The sequence below is a fragment of the Psychrosphaera saromensis genome, from assembly GCF_002954545.1.
Classification (GTDB): domain Bacteria; phylum Pseudomonadota; class Gammaproteobacteria; order Enterobacterales; family Alteromonadaceae; genus Psychrosphaera; species Psychrosphaera saromensis.
In genome coordinates this window covers 1,517,228-1,536,180 of the sequence record NZ_MSCH01000003.1, presented here as the reverse complement: position 1 = coordinate 1,536,180, position 18,953 = coordinate 1,517,228, and the positions used below count along the sequence as shown (strand labels likewise).

Genomic DNA, 18,953 nt, shown 5'->3' with positions numbered 1-18,953 from the left:
AAGCCTTAGCTATCTTATTTGTCGTCACCGATAACGCCACGGTTTACTTGGTCACGTTCTATCGACTCAAATAACGCTTTGAAGTTGCCTTCACCAAATCCATCATCTTCTTTACGCTGAATAAATTCGAAAAATACAGGGCCTAATGATGCTTCAGAGAATATCTGTAAAAGTAGTCTAGGTTGACCATCACCTGTAGTTCCGTCTAATAAAATGCCACGCGCTTGTAGCTCATCAACAGGTTCACCATGACCAGGTAAACGTTCAGCTAACATATCGTAATAGGTTTCCGGAGGTGCTGTCATAAACTTCATACCAGATTTTTTAAGTCTATCCCAGCATGAAATCAAATCATCACAAGAGAATGCAATATGCTGAATACCTTCACCGTTATATTGCATTAAGAATTCTTCAATCTGACCACCGCCGCCAGCTGCTTCTTCATTTAACGGAATACGAATTTTACCATCTGGTGCACTCATGGCTTTTGATAACAAACCTGTGTATTCACCTTTAATATCAAAGTAACGAATTTCACGGAAGTTAAATAAGTCTTCATAATAAGAAGCCCAATAATCCATACGGCCGCGATAAACATTATGAGTTAAGTGATCTAACGTATGGAATCCACAACCTTCAGGGTTACGGTCAACACCTTCAACCCAGTTAAAATCGATGTCGTAAATAGTATTAGTATCTTTATAACGGTCAATTAAATACAGCGTAGCGCCACCTATGCCTTTAATAGCAGGTAAACGTAATTCCATTGGGCCAGTTTCAATATGAACTGGCTGAGCGCCTTTTTTTAATACTTCAGAGTAAGCAAACTGAGCATCTTTAACTCTAAATGCTAAACCACACGCTGAAGGGCCGTGCTCTTGAGCGTAGTAATCTGCGTGGCTGCCCTTTTCATAATTACAGATGAAGCTAATGTCACCTTGACGCCATAACTGCACATCTTTCGATTTGTGCGCAGCAACTTTACTAAAGCCCATTGCTGTAAAAATAGGTTCAAGTATTCCTTTTTCAGGAGCACAAAATTCTACGAATTCAAATCCGTCTAACCCCATTGGGTTTTCAAATAAATCAGCCAAGTTACCTTCCCCATTAAACTGTTAAGTCTTAAGTTATATCTATGATTATTTTTCATAGTTATTGTTATTATATTTGTTTAACGCTTAAGCAATGAATAGCAAAAACCTCAAAACAACTTCTATTGATATGGCTGCAATATAGCAAATAGCCCAAATATCAGTTAATTACTGGAGTTAATGTTTAACGGTTTTTATAGGCAACTTATGTTTACAATAAACCTTCGTGTGCATCGTTGTGTTTACATAAAGATAAAGGGAATCTCTGAGGAAAGCGCTGAAAAAAAATACGGTTAAGTAATTGGTAATAAAGTAACAGGCACAAAAAAAGCGCCGTAAGCGCTTTTTTCAAGAAATATTGTTTTATGCTAATTGAGGTAAGCTGTCGATCACCAATTCAGGTGTTTCGTTTTCAAACGTCACATATTCCCAACAATCTTTGTTGTTCATCAATTCCACTAAAACTTTATTGTTTAAGTCGTGGCCTGATTTAAATGCAACAAATTCAGCAAGCAAAGGCTTACCAGCCATATACAAGTCACCAACTGCATCAAGAATTTTGTGTTTAACAAATTCATCTTCATAACGTAAACCGTCTGGATTTAACACTCGGTATTCATCCAAAACAATTGCGTTATCCATGTTGCCACCTAACGCTAAATTGTTATTTCTTAAATATTCGATGTCACGCATAAAACCAAAGGTTCTTGCACGGCTAATTTCTTTAAGAAATGACTCGGCTGTAATATCTACACTAATACGTTGTGCTGATTTTGAAATGATTGGGTGATCAAATTCAATTTTAAAGTCAATTTTAAAACCATTGTATGGTCTTAACTCTGCCCATTTATCACCAATTTCAACACGTACAGGTTTAGTTATTTTAATATAACGGCGCAATGCAGTTTGCTCTACAACTTCTGCTTCTTGTAATAAGAAGATAAACGGCAGTGAACTACCATCCATAATTGGAATTTCAGAAGAATCAACTTCAACAATTAAGTTATCAATTGATAGGCTCGCAATTGCAGCCATTAAATGTTCAGTAGTAGATAAGCGTTGGTTTTGATCATTAATTAAACACGTGCACATTTGAGTATCGCCAACTAATTCTGGAGATGCTATAAATTCTGCCACAGGAGATAAATCCGTACGCATAAATACAATGCCTGTATTATCCGCAGCAGGACGTAAGGTTAAAGTAACCTTCTCACCTTTGTGCAAACCAATTCCAGTTGTAGTAACTGAAGATTTGATAGTACGTTGCTTAATCATTTAATTAACCTTATTCTCACTATCTAAACTGTATATTAAAAAATGTCGGCGGATTATACAGGTAATTTGTAAAATCCGCAATAGTTCAACATTTAGTCAGCTTGTTTACGTAAAAAAGCTGGGATATCAAAGTAATTTTCTTCTTCTTTTTTCTCTTCTGGTTCAATTAGAGGTTGTTGCTCTTGCATAGGCTGAGCTACTGGATTTGCTTGAGCTGACATACCTGATGTTCCAGTCATACTAGACATGCCCGATGTACCAGTTGCTGCCATAGGCGTTGCCGGAACTAAAGAGATATCAGCACGCTTATCAGCGCCAATACCAGTTGCAACAACCGTTACTCTTAGCTCATCTTGCATATCCATATCGATTACAGCACCAACAACAACCGTTGCGTTTTCTGATGCAAATGCTTTAACCGTATTACCAACAGTTTCAAACTCTTCAATACTAATATCTAAACCAGCAGTGATGTTAACCAAAATACCTTTAGCACCTGCTAAATCAATATCTTCTAACAATGGAGAAGAGATTGCAGCTTCAGCCGCTTCTTGCGCTCGGTCTGGACCAGATGAAGAACCTGTTCCCATCATAGCTGTACCCATTTCCGACATAACCGTTCTTACGTCCGCGAAATCGACATTAATTAGACCAGGGCGAGTGATTAACTCAGCAATACCTTGAACGGCACCAAGAAGCACGTTATTTGCTTCTTTAAATGCGTCTAGCAAGCTCGTTTTTGGCCCTAATACTTTTAATAATTTGTCATTTGGAATTGTGATCAAAGAGTCAACACTACGTGATAATTCTTCAATTCCTTGGTCTGCATAACTTAAACGTTTCTTGCCTTCAAAAGCAAAAGGCTTAGTAACAACTGCAACTGTTAATATGCCTAATTCTTTGGCAATTTCAGCAACAACAGGAGCCGCACCAGTTCCAGTTCCACCGCCCATTCCAGCTGCTATAAACACCATATCAGCACCTTCCATAGAAGCAGCTATATTAGCTCTATCTTCCAACGCTGATTGACGTCCAACATCAGGATTTGCGCCAGCGCCTAAACCTTTAGTTACTTCTTTGCCTAACTGCAATGTCGTGCCAGCACCTGAATTGCGTAATGCTTGTGCATCTGTATTTGCAGCAATAAAATCTACCCCTTCGATAGATTCTTTAACCATGTGATCAACTGCGTTACCGCCGCCGCCACCTACACCAAATACTTTAATGACAGCTTCTTCGTTATGATTATCCATTAACTCAAACATCGTCATATCTCTCCGTCTAAAATTCTTTAAAATTCGCCTTTGAACCAGCTTGCTATTCTGTGCCACCAGCTTTGTTCTTTTTCTTCATCGTTAGATTGTTGCTTTTCCATTCCATATAACAACAAACCAACAGCGGTAGCATAACTAGGGTCCTGCACATATTCTGTTAGCCCTTTAACACCAACGGGCGTACCAATTCGAACTGGCATTTGGAAGATTTGCTCAGCATATTCAACAGCGCCCGTCATTTTTGACGTACCACCAGTTAGAACTATGCCTGCCGCAATTTGATCGCCAAGGCCTGATTTTCGAATTTCATCTAAAATCAATTCAAATATTTCCTGATATCTAGGTTCAATCACTTCTGCCAACATATGCCTGGACATAGTTCTTGAAGGTCGACCGCCAACACTAGGTACTTCTATACTTTCTTCTGCACTTGCCAAGTTACGATACGCCGCACCGTATTTAACTTTGATATCTTCCGCATGACTAATTGGCGTGCGAAATATCTTAGCTATATCGTTTGTAACTTGGTTACCTGCTATAGGTAATACAGCAGAATGTCTAATTGCACCGTTAACATAAATAGCGATGTCTAATGTTCCACCGCCCATATCAACAACACAAACACCTAATTCTCTTTCATCATCTGTTAGAACAGAATAACTTGAGGCTAAAGCACTAAAAATCAACTGATCTTCTTTTAGTTCACAACGTTCAACACATTTTACTATGTTCTTCGCCATGTCATTAGCACAAGTCACTATATGTACTTTGGCTTCCATTCTAACACCAGACATACCAACCGGACTTTTAATTCCTTCTTGCATATCCACTGAAAACTCTTGTGGTAAAACATGTAACATTTTTCTTTCAGCTGCCATAGGAACCGCTTTTGCAGCATGGATGACGTTTTCAACATCGTCAGCGGTTACTTCAGAATCATTAATTGGCACCATGCCACTCTCATTCTGACAAGAGATGTGTTTTCCACTTATTGCTAAATAAACAGACGAGATACGACAATCAGCCATTAACTCAGCTTCATTAATCGCTCTCTGTACCGAGCCAATAACTAAATTTAAGTCATTCACTCCGCCTTTATCCATACCATGACTAGCATGATGTCCAACACCAACAATACTTATTTGTTGATCTGGGGTAATTTCACCAACTACAGCAACTACTTTTGAAGTACCTACATCTAAACCGACTATTAAATTTCGGTCGTTGGCCTTTGCACTTGAGTTCATACTTTTCGCTTATCGCACTTATTTGTTGTAATAATAATATTTATTGCCATGACACCGCTAAACCTATGTCATAGCGTAAATCTACACGCGCTATCTTTTTGTTTCCGTATTCAACCAGCAAAGGTTGTAAATCTAAAAATCTTTGTACCCTGGACATTTTATCAGAACGACCTAAATTCAAATGAATGCCTGACTTTAGCCACACCTGCCAAGCATATCTTTCTGATAAAACTAACTCGCTAATTTTAAAGTTATGTAGCTTCAATAGATATTCCATATCTACATAACCTTTTAATACATCTTTTTCGTTTCCCTCTGGCCCGTAAAGACGAGCTAGAGTATCGTCTACTTTAACATCATTAGCGTAAAACACGTCACCAAATTTGTTTAAAAGTAAATCATTATTCCAAATAGCAAAAGCGTCTTGCTCTACAACATAAATATGCAGCTTTCTAGGCCACTCTTTACGGATAGAAGCACTGTAAACCCAAGGGTTTTCTTCTATTTTATTCTGTAAGCGAACAACATCTAACGAAAAGAAACTGCCGTCTAACTTTTGTACAATTTTTTGTTCTAATTCTTCACGTTTTAAATAACGAAATTCACCATGAACAACCACGGCATTAATTGGTGAATCATTTTTGCTCTGAGCCCAACTTAGCAGGGTATTATACCCCCATATAATCAAGAAGATAACCAAAAAAAAGAAAACAATTCCGCCTAAAAAGCTAGAACTTTTCAATTTCTTCATTGGTTTCTCTGTCATTAAAGAGTGCCCTTTAAAATATCTATCACTAAACTCGAAAAGTCGATGTTATTAGCAGCGGCCGCTTTTGGTACTAACGATGTTTCCGTCATACCCGGTACAGTGTTAACTTCTAATACATTCAACTTATTATTTTCATCAATAATGAAGTCCACACGTCCCCAACCAGAACCTCCTACGATGTTAAATACCTTTACTGCGACATCCTGAACTTCTTTAGTCAACTCAGCCCCTAATGGCGCAGGACATAAGTATTCAGTGTCGCCTGTGATGTACTTAGCGTCGTAATCATAGAATTCATGTGATGTACGCATTTCAATAATAGGTAACGCCACACCATTTAAGATGCTCACGGTAACTTCACGTCCCGTCACCCACTGTTCAACTAATACTTCAGAGTCATAATTAAACGCATTATTAATCGCTGATGCTAACTGCTCAACCGAATGCGCTTCCCCCATCCCAATACTAGAACCTTCATTGGCCGGTTTAACCATTACTTTGCCAGATAACTGACTTAATATTTGTTGGCAATCAAAATCTTCGCCTTTATTCACAACACAAAATGGCGCCGTTGGTAATTTAGCGCCTAAAAATAAGTACTTACTACGGACTTTATCCATAGCAAAAGCGGAACCTTGAGCGCCAGTGCCAGTAAACGGCAGTCCCATATAACTTAATGCGCCCTGCAAAGCACCATCTTCGCCACCACGACCGTGTAAAACAATAAACACACGATCAAAGTTATGTTTTGTTAAGTCAGTCAGTGGGCTGTCTTTGGGATCAAATTTATGTGCATCTATGCCCTGAGCAACCAATGCATTTAATACCGCCGCACCTGAATTTAATGAAACCGTTCGTTCTGCCGACTCACCGCCAAACATAACCGCAACTTTCCCAAAGGCATTAACATCTAAGCTCATAACTCAGTAACCTCAGCTAATTTTTCAACTTTCATTTCACATGCAATTAATGTTTTTAATACAGAATTTATATTACCCGCACCTTGAGTAATAATAATATCCCCATCATTGATCACATTTGCTAACTCACGTGGTAAGTCTGCAGGGGTTGCGACAAAAATAGGATCGATATGATTACGCACACGGATAGACTGAGCCAAGCTACGGCTGTCAGCACCTACAATTGGCTTTTCGCCAGCGCTGTAAACATCTAACAATAATAAACAATCAACTTTAGATAGTACTCGGATAAAATCATCGTATAAGTCATTAGTACGGCTATATCTGTGTGGTTGATAACACATGACAACTCGTCTTTCTGGCCAAGCAGCACGAACCGCAGCAATAGTTGCCGCCACTTCTGTTGGGTGATGGCCATAATCATCCATTAACTTAACAACACCACGACCTGTTTCAAAATCACCATGTTGTTGAAAACGACGACCTATGCCTTCAAATTTTTGTAACGCAGTAATAATATAACTATCATCAATGCCTTCTTCATGGGCAACGGCAATAGCCGCGGTCGCATTTAATGCGTTATGCACGCCGGGTAAGTTAAGCGTTACTGGTAACGTTTTACCATTTGAGGTAACAACAAATGACGTAGAAGTGCCTGTTTGTTTGAAATCAGTGATCACATAATCGTTATCTTCATTAAACCCATAAGTCACAACTTTACGGCCTAAGTTAGTACAAATTTCTTGTACTACAGCGTCATCGCCGCACACAACAGCAAGGCCATAAAATGGTAGGTTATGTAAAAATTCGATATATGTTTGTTTCATTTTTTCGAAGTCACCACCATATGTTTCCATATGATCCGCTTCAATATTTGTTACAACCGAGATCATAGGTTGTAAATGTAAAAACGACGCGTCACTTTCATCCGCTTCAGCTATTAAATAATGGCTTTTGCCTAAACGCGCATTTGTACCCGCGCTATTTAACAGGCCACCAATTATGAAAGTTGGATCCTTTTTAGCTTCACCAAAAATGCTAGCAATTAAGCTAGTCGTAGTGGTTTTGCCATGAGTACCAGAAATTGCAATACCAAAACGAAAACGCATTAGCTCAGCCAACATTTCTGCACGGCGAACAATTGGAATACGGCGTTTACGCGCGGTTTGAATTTCAATATTAGATTCATCAATTGCGCTTGATACCACAACAACACTAACGTTAGTTAAATTATCTTCACTATGGCCAATGTGCACTAGGGCACCTTGTTTTCTAAGTCGTTTGGTTACTGTGTTCTCATTAATATCAGAACCTGCGACTTGATAACCTTCATTTAATAAAACTTCCGCAATACCACCCATACCCGCGCCACCAATCCCAACAAAGTGGATAGTGTTTAATCTGCGCATCGCTGTATTTACGAAGTTAGTTTGAATACTCAATGACTTAATTCCATTTCTTGGCACAATTCAACCATACGGTCGGTTGTGGTTAATATTGCTTGTTGTTTGGCGTTATTCTGCATTTTGTTGATATTAATTGGATCATTAATCAACTCAGTTAACGTAGACACAAGCTTTTGTTTAATTTCGTTTTGCGGCATTAATACCGCAGCATTAGCTGCTACTAGCCAATTTGCATTGGCAGTTTGATGATCATCTACCGCATAAGGCAACGGAATAAATACCCCTAGATTGCCAGATGCTGCCAGTTCAGAAACCGTTAATGCACCAGCTCTGCATATTACCAAATCAGCCCATGACAAGACAGATGGCATATCATCAATAAATTCGTCAATGGTGACAACCAACTCTGATGCAGAAGCTTGTTTCGCTTTAACATATTCATCAGTCACACTTTGTTTATTACCTTTACCCACTTGATGATGAATATTAATGTTTAAACCTTGCTGATGAAGTTGATAAAATACCTCAGGCAATTGTTGGTTTAAAGGTCTCGCCCCTAAGCTTCCCCCTATCACTAATATTCTAATTTCATCTTGCGCGGTTAATTCACGTTTTGGTATTTTGTTCAAATCGGCAATATCAGCTCGAACTGGGTTACCAACGACTTCAGTGTCAATTGCATGCAACGACGCTTTTGCGTTTGGAAACGCCAACAGTGTCTTTTTTGCTATTTTTGCTAACCAGCGATTCGTCATCCCAGCAACAGCATTTTGCTCATGCACTATCAAAGGTAAACCTAACGACCATGCGGCAATTCCGCCAGGGCCTGAAGCATAACCACCAAAACCTATCACTAAGTTAGGCTTTAATTGCTTAAATATTTTTCTTGCCTGTAAAAAGGCTTTTAACAACATAAATGGCGCTTTAACTAAACGCTTAATGCCATTACCACGAACACCTTTAACTTCAATATAATGAATAGGTACGTTATATTTTGGAACTATATCAGCTTCCATTCTATCTGCCGTTCCAATCCACTCAACATTCCAACCTTCGGCGGTTAAGGCTTTAGCTAACGCTAATCCTGGGAATATATGCCCGCCAGTTCCGCCAGCCATGATCACTGCTGATTTAGATGTATTGTTATTATTCATTTGCTTCCGACCGTTCAAGTGCACGTCTTTCAAAATCAATTCTTAATACAATGGCTATCGCCACAGAGAATATGATTAAACTACTACCACCGTATGAAATAAAAGGTAAGGTTAAGCCCTTTGTTGGCAACATACCGGCACTCGCGCCTATGTTTACAAATGCCTGAAACGCAATCCAAATACCAATTGCATAAGCAAAGAAACCATTGTAGTGCTGCGACTTTTCCATTGCCAATCGCCCAATATTTAAAATCTTATATACCAACCAACCAAGAGCAAATATCAAAATAGATAAGCCTACAAAGCCAATTTCTTCTGCAATAACAGCGGCAATAAAGTCGGTATGGGATTCAGGTAAATAATCTAATTTTTGAATACTATTACCAAGTCCTAAGCCAGACCAACCACCACGGCCATAAGCCATCAATGATTGTGTTAACTGATATCCGCTACCAAATGGGTCAGCCCAAGGATCAACAAAAGATACAACACGTCGCATGCGATAAGGTTCTAAAATTATCAGGCTCGATATTGCCAATAAACCACTGGCGATTAAGGCAATAAACTGCCAAATCTTTGCGCCAGCCAAAAACAACAAAGCAACGGTTGTAACAAACATCACAATTACCGTTCCTAAATCTGGTTGCATCAATAACAAGATAGCCAAAATCATAAACACAGCGAGTGGTTTGGCAAAGCCAATTACATTCTCTCTTAGCTGTTCATGCTGACGTACCAAGTACCCAGCCAAAAAGCTAAAGAAAAACAACTTAGCCACTTCCGCCGCTTGTAAATTAAATATACCTAATGGCAACCATCTACGACTACCATTTACCGTTGAACCAACAATGAGTACCGCCACCAAAAGCACAATTGCAACAAACAGCAACTCCATGTTAAACCGCTGCCACCATTCCATTCTAAAGAATAAAACGATTGCCATAGACACTAACGCAACAATAATAAACACGGCATGTTTAATAGAGATGTAATACTCATTGTTATATAACTTTTCCGATACTGGCAAAGACGCCGAGGTCACCATAACCCAACCAAATGCGATTAAAGCCAATACTAAAAACAACAAACCTCGGTCATAAAAAACCGGCTCTTGTTCTTTTATTCTGCTGCGTTTAGTTAAGCTAACTAAACCAAAGCCGATTTTACTCATTGAGTTAACCCGCTGATTGCAGCCAATACATTTTCTTTAAAGTCGATACCACGGTGTTGATAGTTTTTATACATATCAATACTTGCACACGCTGGTGATAATAAAACGATGTCACCTTGCTGCACTAATTTAATCGACTGCTCAACAGCTTCAGCCATAGAATTTACGAGTACCAATTGTTCAGGTTTTAAAAACTCAGTAAATTGGATTTTGTCTTTGCCAAAGGCAATGACTTTTTTAACATGCTTATTAATATCGTCTCTTAGCTCAGATAGGTCGGCACCTTTGGCGTCACCTCCGGCTATCAATACAATATTTTTCTCTGATTGTTTTGCTAAGCCATTTATTGCAGCTTGTGTCGATGCAACATTGGTGGCTTTAGAGTCATCAACAAACAAGATGCCATTAGCATCTGCTATGAATTTACAACGATGTGGTAAGCCAGTGAAATGACTAAGATTATGAAATTCTTTAACCGGATCAACGCCTAACGCATTAGCTAATGCCAATACCACAATTGCATTTAATCCATTATGAGAACCAGATAATGACAACTGGCCTAAATTACCAATGACTTGATTGTTTAATACAATCTCTTCTGTTTCTTTATTGAAGTACCAATAACTTTCTGCACGAGACTGAGCTTCTGTACCAAATGCATGCACATTATTACAATTCAATAATGGTTTAGTTTCAAAGTCATCATTGTTATACAGACATAATTTTGAGTGATTATATATCCGAAGTTTGGCTCGGCCATATTCAGAAAATGACTCATATCTATCCATATGATCTGGCGTAACGTTAAGTACGGTTGCCGCTTCACATATTAAGCTGTGGGTTGATTCCAACTGAAAACTGGATAATTCCATAATGAAAATATCAACAGGCTCACCGTTATAAGCATATTCAATCACATCTAAAACCGGCACACCAAAGTTACCGCAAGCAACTGCGTTTTTACCCATGCGACCTAAAAAGTCTTCAAGCCAAGCGACAACAGTAGATTTACCATTGGAGCCCGTTACCGCAATAACAGGTTTGGTATTAATACGAGCAAATAACTCAACATCACAAAATACATTTTCGTTATAACGCTGTGCATTGGCTAAAGCTGGTTCTTTTAAACTAATACCTGGACTGACAATAACGTAATCAAAGTCGATAAACTCATCAGCTTTAAATTCGCCAAATTGACGTTCAACCTGGTTAATAAATTGTTGATCTTTTTCTGCAATAGGCGGCACTAAGCGAGAATCAAAAACCTTGGGTACTATGCCTTTATCCAACATAAATCTAAGAACTGACATGCCAGACATGCCAATACCAACAATAGCCACTTTGCTACGTTGTAATTCTTGAATAAATTTATTGTTCAATATGTCAGACATAATGTTCTCTATTTTTTAGAAATTAGCGAAGTTTAAGCGTTGCTAAACCGATTAACACTAAGACCAAAGAAACGATCCAGAATCGTACAATTACTCTAGGTTCAGGCCAACCACTTAATTCATAGTGATGATGAATTGGTGCCATTTTAAAGATACGTTCACCACGTAATTTAAACGATCCAACTTGTAAAATAACCGACATGGTTTCCATTACAAATACGCCGCCCATAATAAATAATACAAGCTCTTGACGAACTAATACGGCAATAATGCCTAAGGCTCCGCCTAAAGCTAATGAGCCTACATCGCCCATAAATACTTGTGCTGGGTAAGTGTTAAACCATAAAAAGCCTAGTCCAGCACCAAAAATTGCAGTACATACAACAGTAAGTTCATCGGCTTTTGGAATATAAGGAATATGTAAATATTCAGAGAAATTAACGTTACTGGTTAAATACGCAATTAACGCTAACGCGGCAGCCACCATGATAGTTGGCACAATAGCTAGGCCATCTAAGCCGTCTGTTAAGTTCACAGCATTACTGGTACCCACAAGCGTGAAGTACACCACTAATAAATATAAAAGGCCAAGTTGCGGCATTACATCTTTAAAGAACGGAACCACTAGCGATGTTTCTACTGGGTGTTCAGCATTCATATATAAAAATACAGCAACAACAATAGCAATTGCTGACAACCAAAAATATTTCCAACGAGCAATAAGTCCATTACTATCTTTGCGAATAACTTTACGATAATCATCAACAAAACCAACAATTCCGTAACCAAGCACAACAGCTAAGACAACCCAAACATATTGATTAGAAAGATCTGCCCACAATAAAGTACTCACAACAATTGAGCCTAAAATAAGAAGACCGCCCATGGTTGGCGTACCCGACTTACTTAAGTGACTTTCTGGACCATCATCTCGAATTGTTTGTCCAATCTGCATACGCTGTAATTTACGTATTAATTTTGGACCATAATAAAGCGATAACACCATAGCTGTAAGAACACTTAGAATGGCTCTAAATGTTAAATATGAAAACACATTAAACCCAGAATGAAACTGAGTTAAATATTCCGCTAACCAAACTAGCATAATTTTACCTTTATTATTTTTAGTAACTACTTAAATTATTATCAGCGATTATCTGTTCAACAATCTGTTCCATCTTGGCACTTCTGGAACCCTTAACTAATATTGATATTGCGCTGTCAGCGTCTTTTATTAACTGGTTTAGTTTTGTTATTACACCAGCTTGAGAGGTAAAATGTTCCCCTTGCTTATCCATTGCAGAAGATGCACTTTGGCTTAACTCACCAATTGACATCAACATGTCTATATTTTTTATTAGTGCGTACTCACCTACATCTCGATGATAACGTTTAGCGTCTGTTCCCAGCTCCGCCATATCACCTAGTACAAGTATGTTTTTGCCTTGATAGCTCGACACTAAGTCGATGGCCGCTTTAACCGACTGCACATTGGCATTGTAAGTATCATCAATGATTAACACACTATCTGAGATTTGATGTATATCCACACGACCTTTCACACTGGCCATGTTTAACAAGCCAGTCTTAATTTCTTGTAACGTTGCGCCAACTGAATAACAGGCTGCGGCGGCAGCTAATGCATTGGTCACATTGTGTTTACCTGGGATCGCCAATTCAATGTCTATGCTTTGCGCAGACTTATCACCAAGGACTTCACTAGGAGCAAGATGCAAGGTAAAAGTGGCGCAGCCCAGTTTGTTCAAATTGATATTTGCAGCAGTAACACTTGGCGCGACCTTATCCAATTCAGAACTTAAGCCAAATTGAATTACGTGTTCAGCATTACCGTTAAATTTAGTATTAAGGCGAGTTAACCAATATTCTTTATATTCAGAGTCACCATTTACAATGGCAATCCCGTCTTTGGTTAAACCATTAAAAATCTCACCTTTAGCGCGAACCACACCTTGGATATCGCCAAAACCTTCCAAATGCGCCTCAGCAACATTATTCAAAATCGCTACATCTGGCTGAGCTAACTCTGTGGTGTAAGCGATTTCACCAATATGATTTGCGCCTAATTCGATAACCGCATATTCATGACTCGGCTCTAAACGCATTAATGTATGAGGTACACCAATTTCATTATTGAAGTTACCGTTAGTCGCTAATACATTGCCTTTAGGCAGTAAAATAGCCGCACACATTTCTTTCACTGAGGTTTTACCCACACTGCCAGTAATCGCAATGGTTTTGGCATTCACTGTCGCTGCAACTTTTGCAGCTAATTTGCCATAAGCAAGCAATGTATCTTTTACAATAAATTGCGGAATATCAACGGGGCTAGGTGTATCAACAATAACCGCAATAGCGCCTTTGTTTTTTACATCTTCAATAAACGAATTACTGTCAAAATTAGGTCCACGTAATCCAATAAATACATGCCCTGCTTTAATCGTTCGGCTGTCCGTTGAGAAAGCCACGACCTTTTGCTCTATTAATTCAGCGTATTGGTCTGAGCTTGTATCACTAGGCAGATTAACCACTTGTTCATCGGTTAACGATAACGTGTCTTTAATCCATTTTAACGGGACATTTATCATATCATGCCGCCATGATTGGTTAAGGTAGCCATCAACTTTTCAACATAATCACGTTCATTGTAAGCAATACTTTCGGTGCCAATAACTTGATAGGTTTCATGACCTTTACCAGCAATCAGAATTGCATCACTTGCTGTTGCGTTTTGTAACGCAAGTTCAATCGCTTCTTTTCGGCTTTTAATTATTTGGTAGTTTGAGCCGGTCATGCCGGCTTCAATGTCGGTGATGATCTTATCTTCGTTTTCAGTTCTTGGATTATCATTGGTGATGATCACATGGTCAGCATGCTTTTGCGCAAGCTGCCCCATAATTGGACGTTTACTTACGTCACGCTCACCACCACAACCAAAGATAACGTACAACTCACCTGATAAATGTTTTCTTACTGCTAACAAAGACTGTTCAAGGGCATCTGGTGTATGCGCGTAATCAACAACAGCAACAGGTAGATTAGGTTTAACAAATAATTCTAAACGTCCCGGAACTGGTTTTAATTGACTAAAATGGCCAGCAACAATTGGCCAATTTAACGTTAACGCAGTGGCAAACACCGCAGCTAAATTTAAACAATTAAACTCACCATAAATTGGTAATTGTAAAAAACACTCTTCTTTAGCACCAATAACTTGCCATTCTATGTCGATTGATAAGCCATGTGTATGACACTCAAAACCACGAATATAAACATAATCAGAATAAGCTTTAACGTTGTCTGATTGCCCATAAGCAATCACACGAGTTTGGTTAGCAACCATATCAGCAAGACGACGACCATATTTGTCATCTACATTTATCACGGCACATTTAGGTTGGTATTCATTAAACAGTTTTGCTTTGGCTTCAAAATACGCTTCCATCGTTCCGTGGTAATCAAGATGGTCTAACGTTAAATTGGTAAATATGGCAACGTCTAAATCTAGTCCTTCAATGCGCCCTTGTTCTAGAGCGTGAGAAGAAACTTCCATTGTTAGTGAGCCGTAATTTTTCACTAAAAACTCACTGATCAAACGGTATATTTCTGTAACGCCTGGCGTAGTATTACTGCTTGGTTGTAAGTCGTTTATCGACCCAGTTCCAATAGTGCCAATAACTGCAGACTCTTGCTGTAAACAAATTTGGCTTAATTGCGCTAAAAGATGACTAATAGACGTTTTGCCATTGGTGCCAGTTACGGCAATAACAGGCATAGAGACCGACTGATCTTTGATGTAAAACTCTTTGGCAATGTGGGCTATTTTTTTCTCTAAATCTGTTACTAATACCACATTATTAAACTTACTATACAAGTGTTCATCACACGCATCCGACACTAAAATCGCCACGGCGCCTAGCTCTAAAGCTTTGTTAATATAACTAGCACCGTCTTGGTCAAAGCCTTTTGTGGCGATAAATATATCGCCTTTAGTCACCTGTCTACTATCAGGTATTAAACGTGCAGAAGGCTCAAGTACAACTTGAGCCTTTTTTAATTGCTGTTCTATATCTCGCCAATTAGTCACCAGAGCTCTCCCTTTTTACATCAGCCAACTGAATTTTAGATTCCCCTAATGCATCGGGCGCAACGTTCAATGTTCTCAATGTCTGTCTCATTATTTTCGCAAAGGTTGGGGCTGCGGTTTCGCCACCATAATAATAATCCCCTTTCGGTTCATTAATCACCACCACTATTGCTATTTCTGGATTTGATACTGGACCTACGCCAGCAAACACGTTGACGTAGTCATTTCCATAACCGCCGCCAACCGCTTTTATACTTGTACCTGTTTTACCTGCAACGCGGTAACCTTTTACAATTGCACGCTTGCCTGAACCGTCAACACTCACCACACTTTCCATCATGGCAAGTACGTCATTAGCAATCTCTTTACTGATCACTTGTTCTTCTGGCTTTTTCAATTCTGTTTTAATAATTGATAATGGCTTGCTTACACCACCTGCACCAATCGTGGTGTACATTTTCACCAATTGAGCAGCGGTGACTGAAATTCCGTAACCATAAGATAAAGTAGCCACTTCAATGTCAGACCAACGTCTGCGTTCATTAAATATTCCGGTACTCTCACCAATTAAATCTATACCGCTGTAATCGACTAAGCCCATACGATAGAACATGCCTAAAAACGACTCTTTTGGTGTAGACAACGCCAACTTACTCGACCCCATATTTGAAGAGTATTTAAGTACGTCAGCCAAACTAATTTGGCCACGATTTCTCGGGTCCGATACTCGGCTACCGCCAAGTCGCATATAACCCGGTGAAGTGTCGACTAAATCTAATGTGCCGTAAGAACCATAATCTAACGCATTAATAACCGCTAAAGGCTTCATTGTTGAGCCAGGTTCAAACGTGTCGGTAATAGCACGATTACGAATACTGCGCAGTGGTACATTGTTACGATTATTAGGGTTAAATGACGGGCTATTTACCATAGCTAAAACTTCCGCCGTTTTTACATCAACAACAATGGCTGAGCCTGATGTTGCTTCGTAAGTTTGCACCGCTTTTTTAAGCTCTTGATATACCGCAGATTGAATTCTTTGATCTATGGTTAACACTACATTTTGCGGTTTTGAACCTTTCTCTTCTTCCAAAACTTCGATTTCTCGACCTTTGGCGTCTTTAATTATTTTACGTTTACTTGGCGTGCCTATCATCCAATCATTGTGGCGTAGTTCTACCCCTTCAATACCTTCACCGTCTATGTTGGTAAAGCCAACAATATGTGCGGTAATTTCGCCAGCGGGATAATAACGTTTTGACTCTTCTCTTAAACGAACACCAGGAATACGCAGCTGTTCCACATAGTCGGCAACCACTGGATTGGTTTTACGTTTAAGATAAATAAAACGTTTTTTTGCATTGTTGGTGATACGCGCTAATAACTCATGCTCTTGCATATCTAATACTTTCGCCAGTGCTTCCCATCTAACGTCAGTTTCAAATTCTGGATACTCAAGTACTTGCTGAGGGTCGGCCCAAATAGTTTGTACTGGCACACTAACCGCCAGCTCTTCGCCATTTCGGTCGGTGATCATGCCACGTTGAATTGTGCCTTCTTTAATACGAATGGTGCGATTATCACCTTCTACAAGTAAGCGGTCTGGCTGAATGATTTGTAAAAATGCAGCTCTAAATACCACAACACCAAATACTAAAACTAAAGAGACAATCACAAATTGAAAGCGCCAACGGTTAAAACCGGGCTTAGCGATTTGTTTGGCTTGTTTGTTTGATTTATTACCAAGCGACTTATTTCCGAGCGACTTTGCATTAGCAGAGCGTCGGCTTTGTGCTTGTTTTTTATTAGACTTTGAGGATTTATTTAGCCAATCTTTCACGGTAAAGTCACCACTACTTCTTCATCCGTCGTTGGACGTTTCATTCCAAGGCGATTACGAGCAATGCTTTCCACTCGACTATGTTCCGCCAAAGATCGTTGTTCTAACAACAAGTGACGCCAGCGTAGGTCGATATCATCGCGTTGTTGCAACAATACGTCCTGTTGGATCACCATTTGTCTATTCAGTTGTGCCCAATGAACGACAGTGATAGCAAAAATAACATTAAGCAATAAGAACCCAAGCGTAAGTTTATACTTACTTAAGTCCTTAAAGATCAGTTTTGCTAATTCGCTATCGATTATATTTTTCATTAGGCTAGTCTTTCAGCGACTCTAAGGACAGAGCTGCGCGCTCGACTATTATTAGTAATTTCTTGTTCTGTTGGTTTATACGCTTTGCCAATAGGCTTAAGTTTAATGCCAACATTCAACTCAGCTTCCGTCATAGGTAAACCTCTTGGTACTTGCTTACCTTGGCTTTCTTTACGAATAAACTGTTTTACAATACGGTCTTCAAGAGAATGGAAACTGATCACAGACAATCTGCCACCGGCTTTTAATACATTCAATGACGCGTCAAGTGCGGCTTCAATTTCTACCAATTCACTATTAATATAAATACGAATACCTTGGAATGTACGCGTTGCAGGATGTTTCTTTTCTGCTTTGCTTTTTGGTACACAACCCGCCACTAACGTCGCTAAGTCAGTTGTTGTAACCAAAGGAGACTCTTTACGTGTCTCTACTATTTTTCTGGCAACACGTTTAGCAAACTTTTCTTCACCATACGTTTTTAAGGCAAATGCAATGTCGTCTTCTTCCGCTTTAGCTAACCAAGCCGCAGCAGTAATACCATTGGTATTATCCATACGCATATCTAAAGGGCCTGGTTTCATAAAACTAAACCCTCTATCCGCTTCATCTAGCTGAGGTGAAGACACACCTAAGTCCATTAAAATACCGTCTACCTTGCCAATTAAATCATGTTTTTCAATAATAGCTTGTAGCTGGGAAAACGGACAATGATCGATATGAAAGCTCTCATTGTCTGCGAATTTTTTTGCCGCTTCTATCGCCGTTGGATCACGGTCTATAGCGTATAAACGGCCATCGCTATTAAGTTGTTTTAAAATCTCACCCGAATGACCGCCACGACCGAATGTACAATCGACATAAATACCATTTGGCTTAATTGCCAAAGCATCAATTGATTCTTTTAGTAAAACTGAAACGTGTGCTTCTGTCATTGCCCTGCCATTTATTTATCTATGAATCGGTTTATTTATTAATCTGATCATCTATCAATCA

The 18,953-nt window shown here is 39.1% G+C and carries 16 protein-coding genes; all 16 read right to left on the bottom strand.

The genetic code is table 11. The features are described 5' to 3' along the window. Positions 1-14 precede the first annotated feature (14 nt). Positions 15-1,094 carry a 4-hydroxyphenylpyruvate dioxygenase gene (gene hppD, locus BTO11_RS07170; protein ID WP_105051962.1) on the bottom strand — a complete coding sequence of 360 codons (1,080 nt, stop codon included), beginning with the start codon at positions 1,092-1,094 and terminating at the stop codon, positions 15-17. Between the two features lie 360 nt (positions 1,095-1,454). Then, positions 1,455-2,366, bottom strand: a complete 912-nt coding sequence (gene lpxC, locus BTO11_RS07165; protein WP_105051961.1) for a UDP-3-O-acyl-N-acetylglucosamine deacetylase — start codon at positions 2,364-2,366, stop codon at positions 1,455-1,457. A 92-nt stretch (positions 2,367-2,458) separates the two neighbouring features. Further along, positions 2,459-3,631 carry a cell division protein FtsZ gene (gene ftsZ, locus BTO11_RS07160; RefSeq protein WP_105051960.1) on the bottom strand — a complete coding sequence of 391 codons (1,173 nt, stop codon included), beginning with the start codon at positions 3,629-3,631 and terminating at the stop codon, positions 2,459-2,461. A gap of 26 nt (positions 3,632-3,657) precedes the next feature. Further along, complete coding sequence (gene ftsA / locus BTO11_RS07155) at positions 3,658-4,887, bottom strand: cell division protein FtsA (RefSeq protein WP_105051959.1); 1,230 nt, start codon at positions 4,885-4,887, stop codon at positions 3,658-3,660. A gap of 40 nt (positions 4,888-4,927) precedes the next feature. After that, positions 4,928-5,653 (bottom strand): cell division protein FtsQ/DivIB, encoded by a 726-nt coding sequence (locus BTO11_RS07150; protein ID WP_105051958.1) that lies wholly within the window; start codon positions 5,651-5,653, stop codon positions 4,928-4,930. Continuing rightward, on the bottom strand, positions 5,653-6,576 hold the full coding sequence (locus BTO11_RS07145) for a D-alanine--D-alanine ligase (RefSeq protein WP_105051957.1): 924 nt from the start codon (positions 6,574-6,576) through the stop codon (positions 5,653-5,655). The genes BTO11_RS07150 and BTO11_RS07145 overlap by 1 nt, the downstream gene beginning before the upstream one ends. Beyond that, entirely contained in the window at positions 6,573-7,985 is a 1,413-nt protein-coding gene (gene murC, locus BTO11_RS07140; RefSeq protein ID WP_105053688.1) for a UDP-N-acetylmuramate--L-alanine ligase, read from the bottom strand. The genes BTO11_RS07145 and murC overlap by 4 nt, the downstream gene beginning before the upstream one ends. A gap of 29 nt (positions 7,986-8,014) precedes the next feature. Next, complete coding sequence (murG, locus tag BTO11_RS07135) at positions 8,015-9,136, bottom strand: undecaprenyldiphospho-muramoylpentapeptide beta-N-acetylglucosaminyltransferase (protein ID WP_105051956.1); 1,122 nt, start codon at positions 9,134-9,136, stop codon at positions 8,015-8,017. After that, the gene (ftsW, locus tag BTO11_RS07130) at positions 9,129-10,307 is read right to left on the bottom strand and encodes a cell division protein FtsW (protein WP_105051955.1); all 1,179 of its coding nucleotides are present in this window, start codon (positions 10,305-10,307) and stop codon (positions 9,129-9,131) included. Before ftsW ends, murG begins: the two co-directional genes overlap by 8 nt. Further along, entirely contained in the window at positions 10,304-11,698 is a 1,395-nt protein-coding gene (gene murD / locus BTO11_RS07125) for a UDP-N-acetylmuramoyl-L-alanine--D-glutamate ligase (protein ID WP_105051954.1), read from the bottom strand. The genes ftsW and murD overlap by 4 nt, the downstream gene beginning before the upstream one ends. A gap of 22 nt (positions 11,699-11,720) precedes the next feature. Continuing rightward, entirely contained in the window at positions 11,721-12,803 is a 1,083-nt protein-coding gene (gene mraY / locus BTO11_RS07120) for a phospho-N-acetylmuramoyl-pentapeptide-transferase (protein WP_105051953.1), read from the bottom strand. A gap of 19 nt (positions 12,804-12,822) precedes the next feature. Next, positions 12,823-14,304 (bottom strand): UDP-N-acetylmuramoyl-tripeptide--D-alanyl-D-alanine ligase, encoded by a 1,482-nt coding sequence (locus BTO11_RS07115; protein WP_105051952.1) that lies wholly within the window; start codon positions 14,302-14,304, stop codon positions 12,823-12,825. Continuing rightward, the gene (locus BTO11_RS07110) at positions 14,301-15,803 is read right to left on the bottom strand and encodes a UDP-N-acetylmuramoyl-L-alanyl-D-glutamate--2,6-diaminopimelate ligase (RefSeq protein WP_181135864.1); all 1,503 of its coding nucleotides are present in this window, start codon (positions 15,801-15,803) and stop codon (positions 14,301-14,303) included. The genes BTO11_RS07115 and BTO11_RS07110 overlap by 4 nt, the downstream gene beginning before the upstream one ends. Further along, entirely contained in the window at positions 15,796-17,517 is a 1,722-nt protein-coding gene (locus BTO11_RS07105; protein WP_105053687.1) for a penicillin-binding transpeptidase domain-containing protein, read from the bottom strand. The genes BTO11_RS07110 and BTO11_RS07105 overlap by 8 nt, the downstream gene beginning before the upstream one ends. A 122-nt stretch (positions 17,518-17,639) precedes the next feature. Further along, the gene (ftsL, locus tag BTO11_RS07100; protein ID WP_105051950.1) at positions 17,640-17,957 is read right to left on the bottom strand and encodes a cell division protein FtsL; all 318 of its coding nucleotides are present in this window, start codon (positions 17,955-17,957) and stop codon (positions 17,640-17,642) included. Then, positions 17,957-18,892 carry a 16S rRNA (cytosine(1402)-N(4))-methyltransferase RsmH gene (gene rsmH / locus BTO11_RS07095; RefSeq protein WP_105051949.1) on the bottom strand — a complete coding sequence of 312 codons (936 nt, stop codon included), beginning with the start codon at positions 18,890-18,892 and terminating at the stop codon, positions 17,957-17,959. Before rsmH ends, ftsL begins: the two co-directional genes overlap by 1 nt. Between the last annotated feature and the right edge of the window lie 61 nt (positions 18,893-18,953).

Excerpts from the sequence above, each read along its gene's own strand:
- ftsL (WP_105051950.1), bottom strand. The coding sequence starts at position 17,957 with ATGAAAAATATAATCGATAGCGAATTAGCAAAACTGATCTTTAAGGAC.
- BTO11_RS07115 (WP_105051952.1), bottom strand. The coding sequence starts at position 14,304 with ATGATAAATGTCCCGTTAAAATGGATTAAAGACACGTTATCGTTAACC.
- lpxC (WP_105051961.1), bottom strand. The coding sequence starts at position 2,366 with ATGATTAAGCAACGTACTATCAAATCTTCAGTTACTACAACTGGAATT.
- murG (WP_105051956.1), bottom strand. The coding sequence starts at position 9,136 with ATGAATAATAACAATACATCTAAATCAGCAGTGATCATGGCTGGCGGA.
- mraY (WP_105051953.1), bottom strand. The coding sequence starts at position 12,803 with ATGCTAGTTTGGTTAGCGGAATATTTAACTCAGTTTCATTCTGGGTTT.
- ftsW (WP_105051955.1), bottom strand. The coding sequence starts at position 10,307 with ATGAGTAAAATCGGCTTTGGTTTAGTTAGCTTAACTAAACGCAGCAGA.
- BTO11_RS07150 (WP_105051958.1), bottom strand. The coding sequence starts at position 5,653 with ATGACAGAGAAACCAATGAAGAAATTGAAAAGTTCTAGCTTTTTAGGC.
- ftsZ (WP_105051960.1), bottom strand. The coding sequence starts at position 3,631 with ATGTTTGAGTTAATGGATAATCATAACGAAGAAGCTGTCATTAAAGTA.
- rsmH (WP_105051949.1), bottom strand. The coding sequence starts at position 18,892 with ATGACAGAAGCACACGTTTCAGTTTTACTAAAAGAATCAATTGATGCT.
- ftsA (WP_105051959.1), bottom strand. The coding sequence starts at position 4,887 with ATGAACTCAAGTGCAAAGGCCAACGACCGAAATTTAATAGTCGGTTTA.
- BTO11_RS07145 (WP_105051957.1), bottom strand. The coding sequence starts at position 6,576 with ATGAGCTTAGATGTTAATGCCTTTGGGAAAGTTGCGGTTATGTTTGGC.
- murC (WP_105053688.1), bottom strand. The coding sequence starts at position 7,985 with ATGCGCAGATTAAACACTATCCACTTTGTTGGGATTGGTGGCGCGGGT.
- murD (WP_105051954.1), bottom strand. The coding sequence starts at position 11,698 with ATGTCTGACATATTGAACAATAAATTTATTCAAGAATTACAACGTAGC.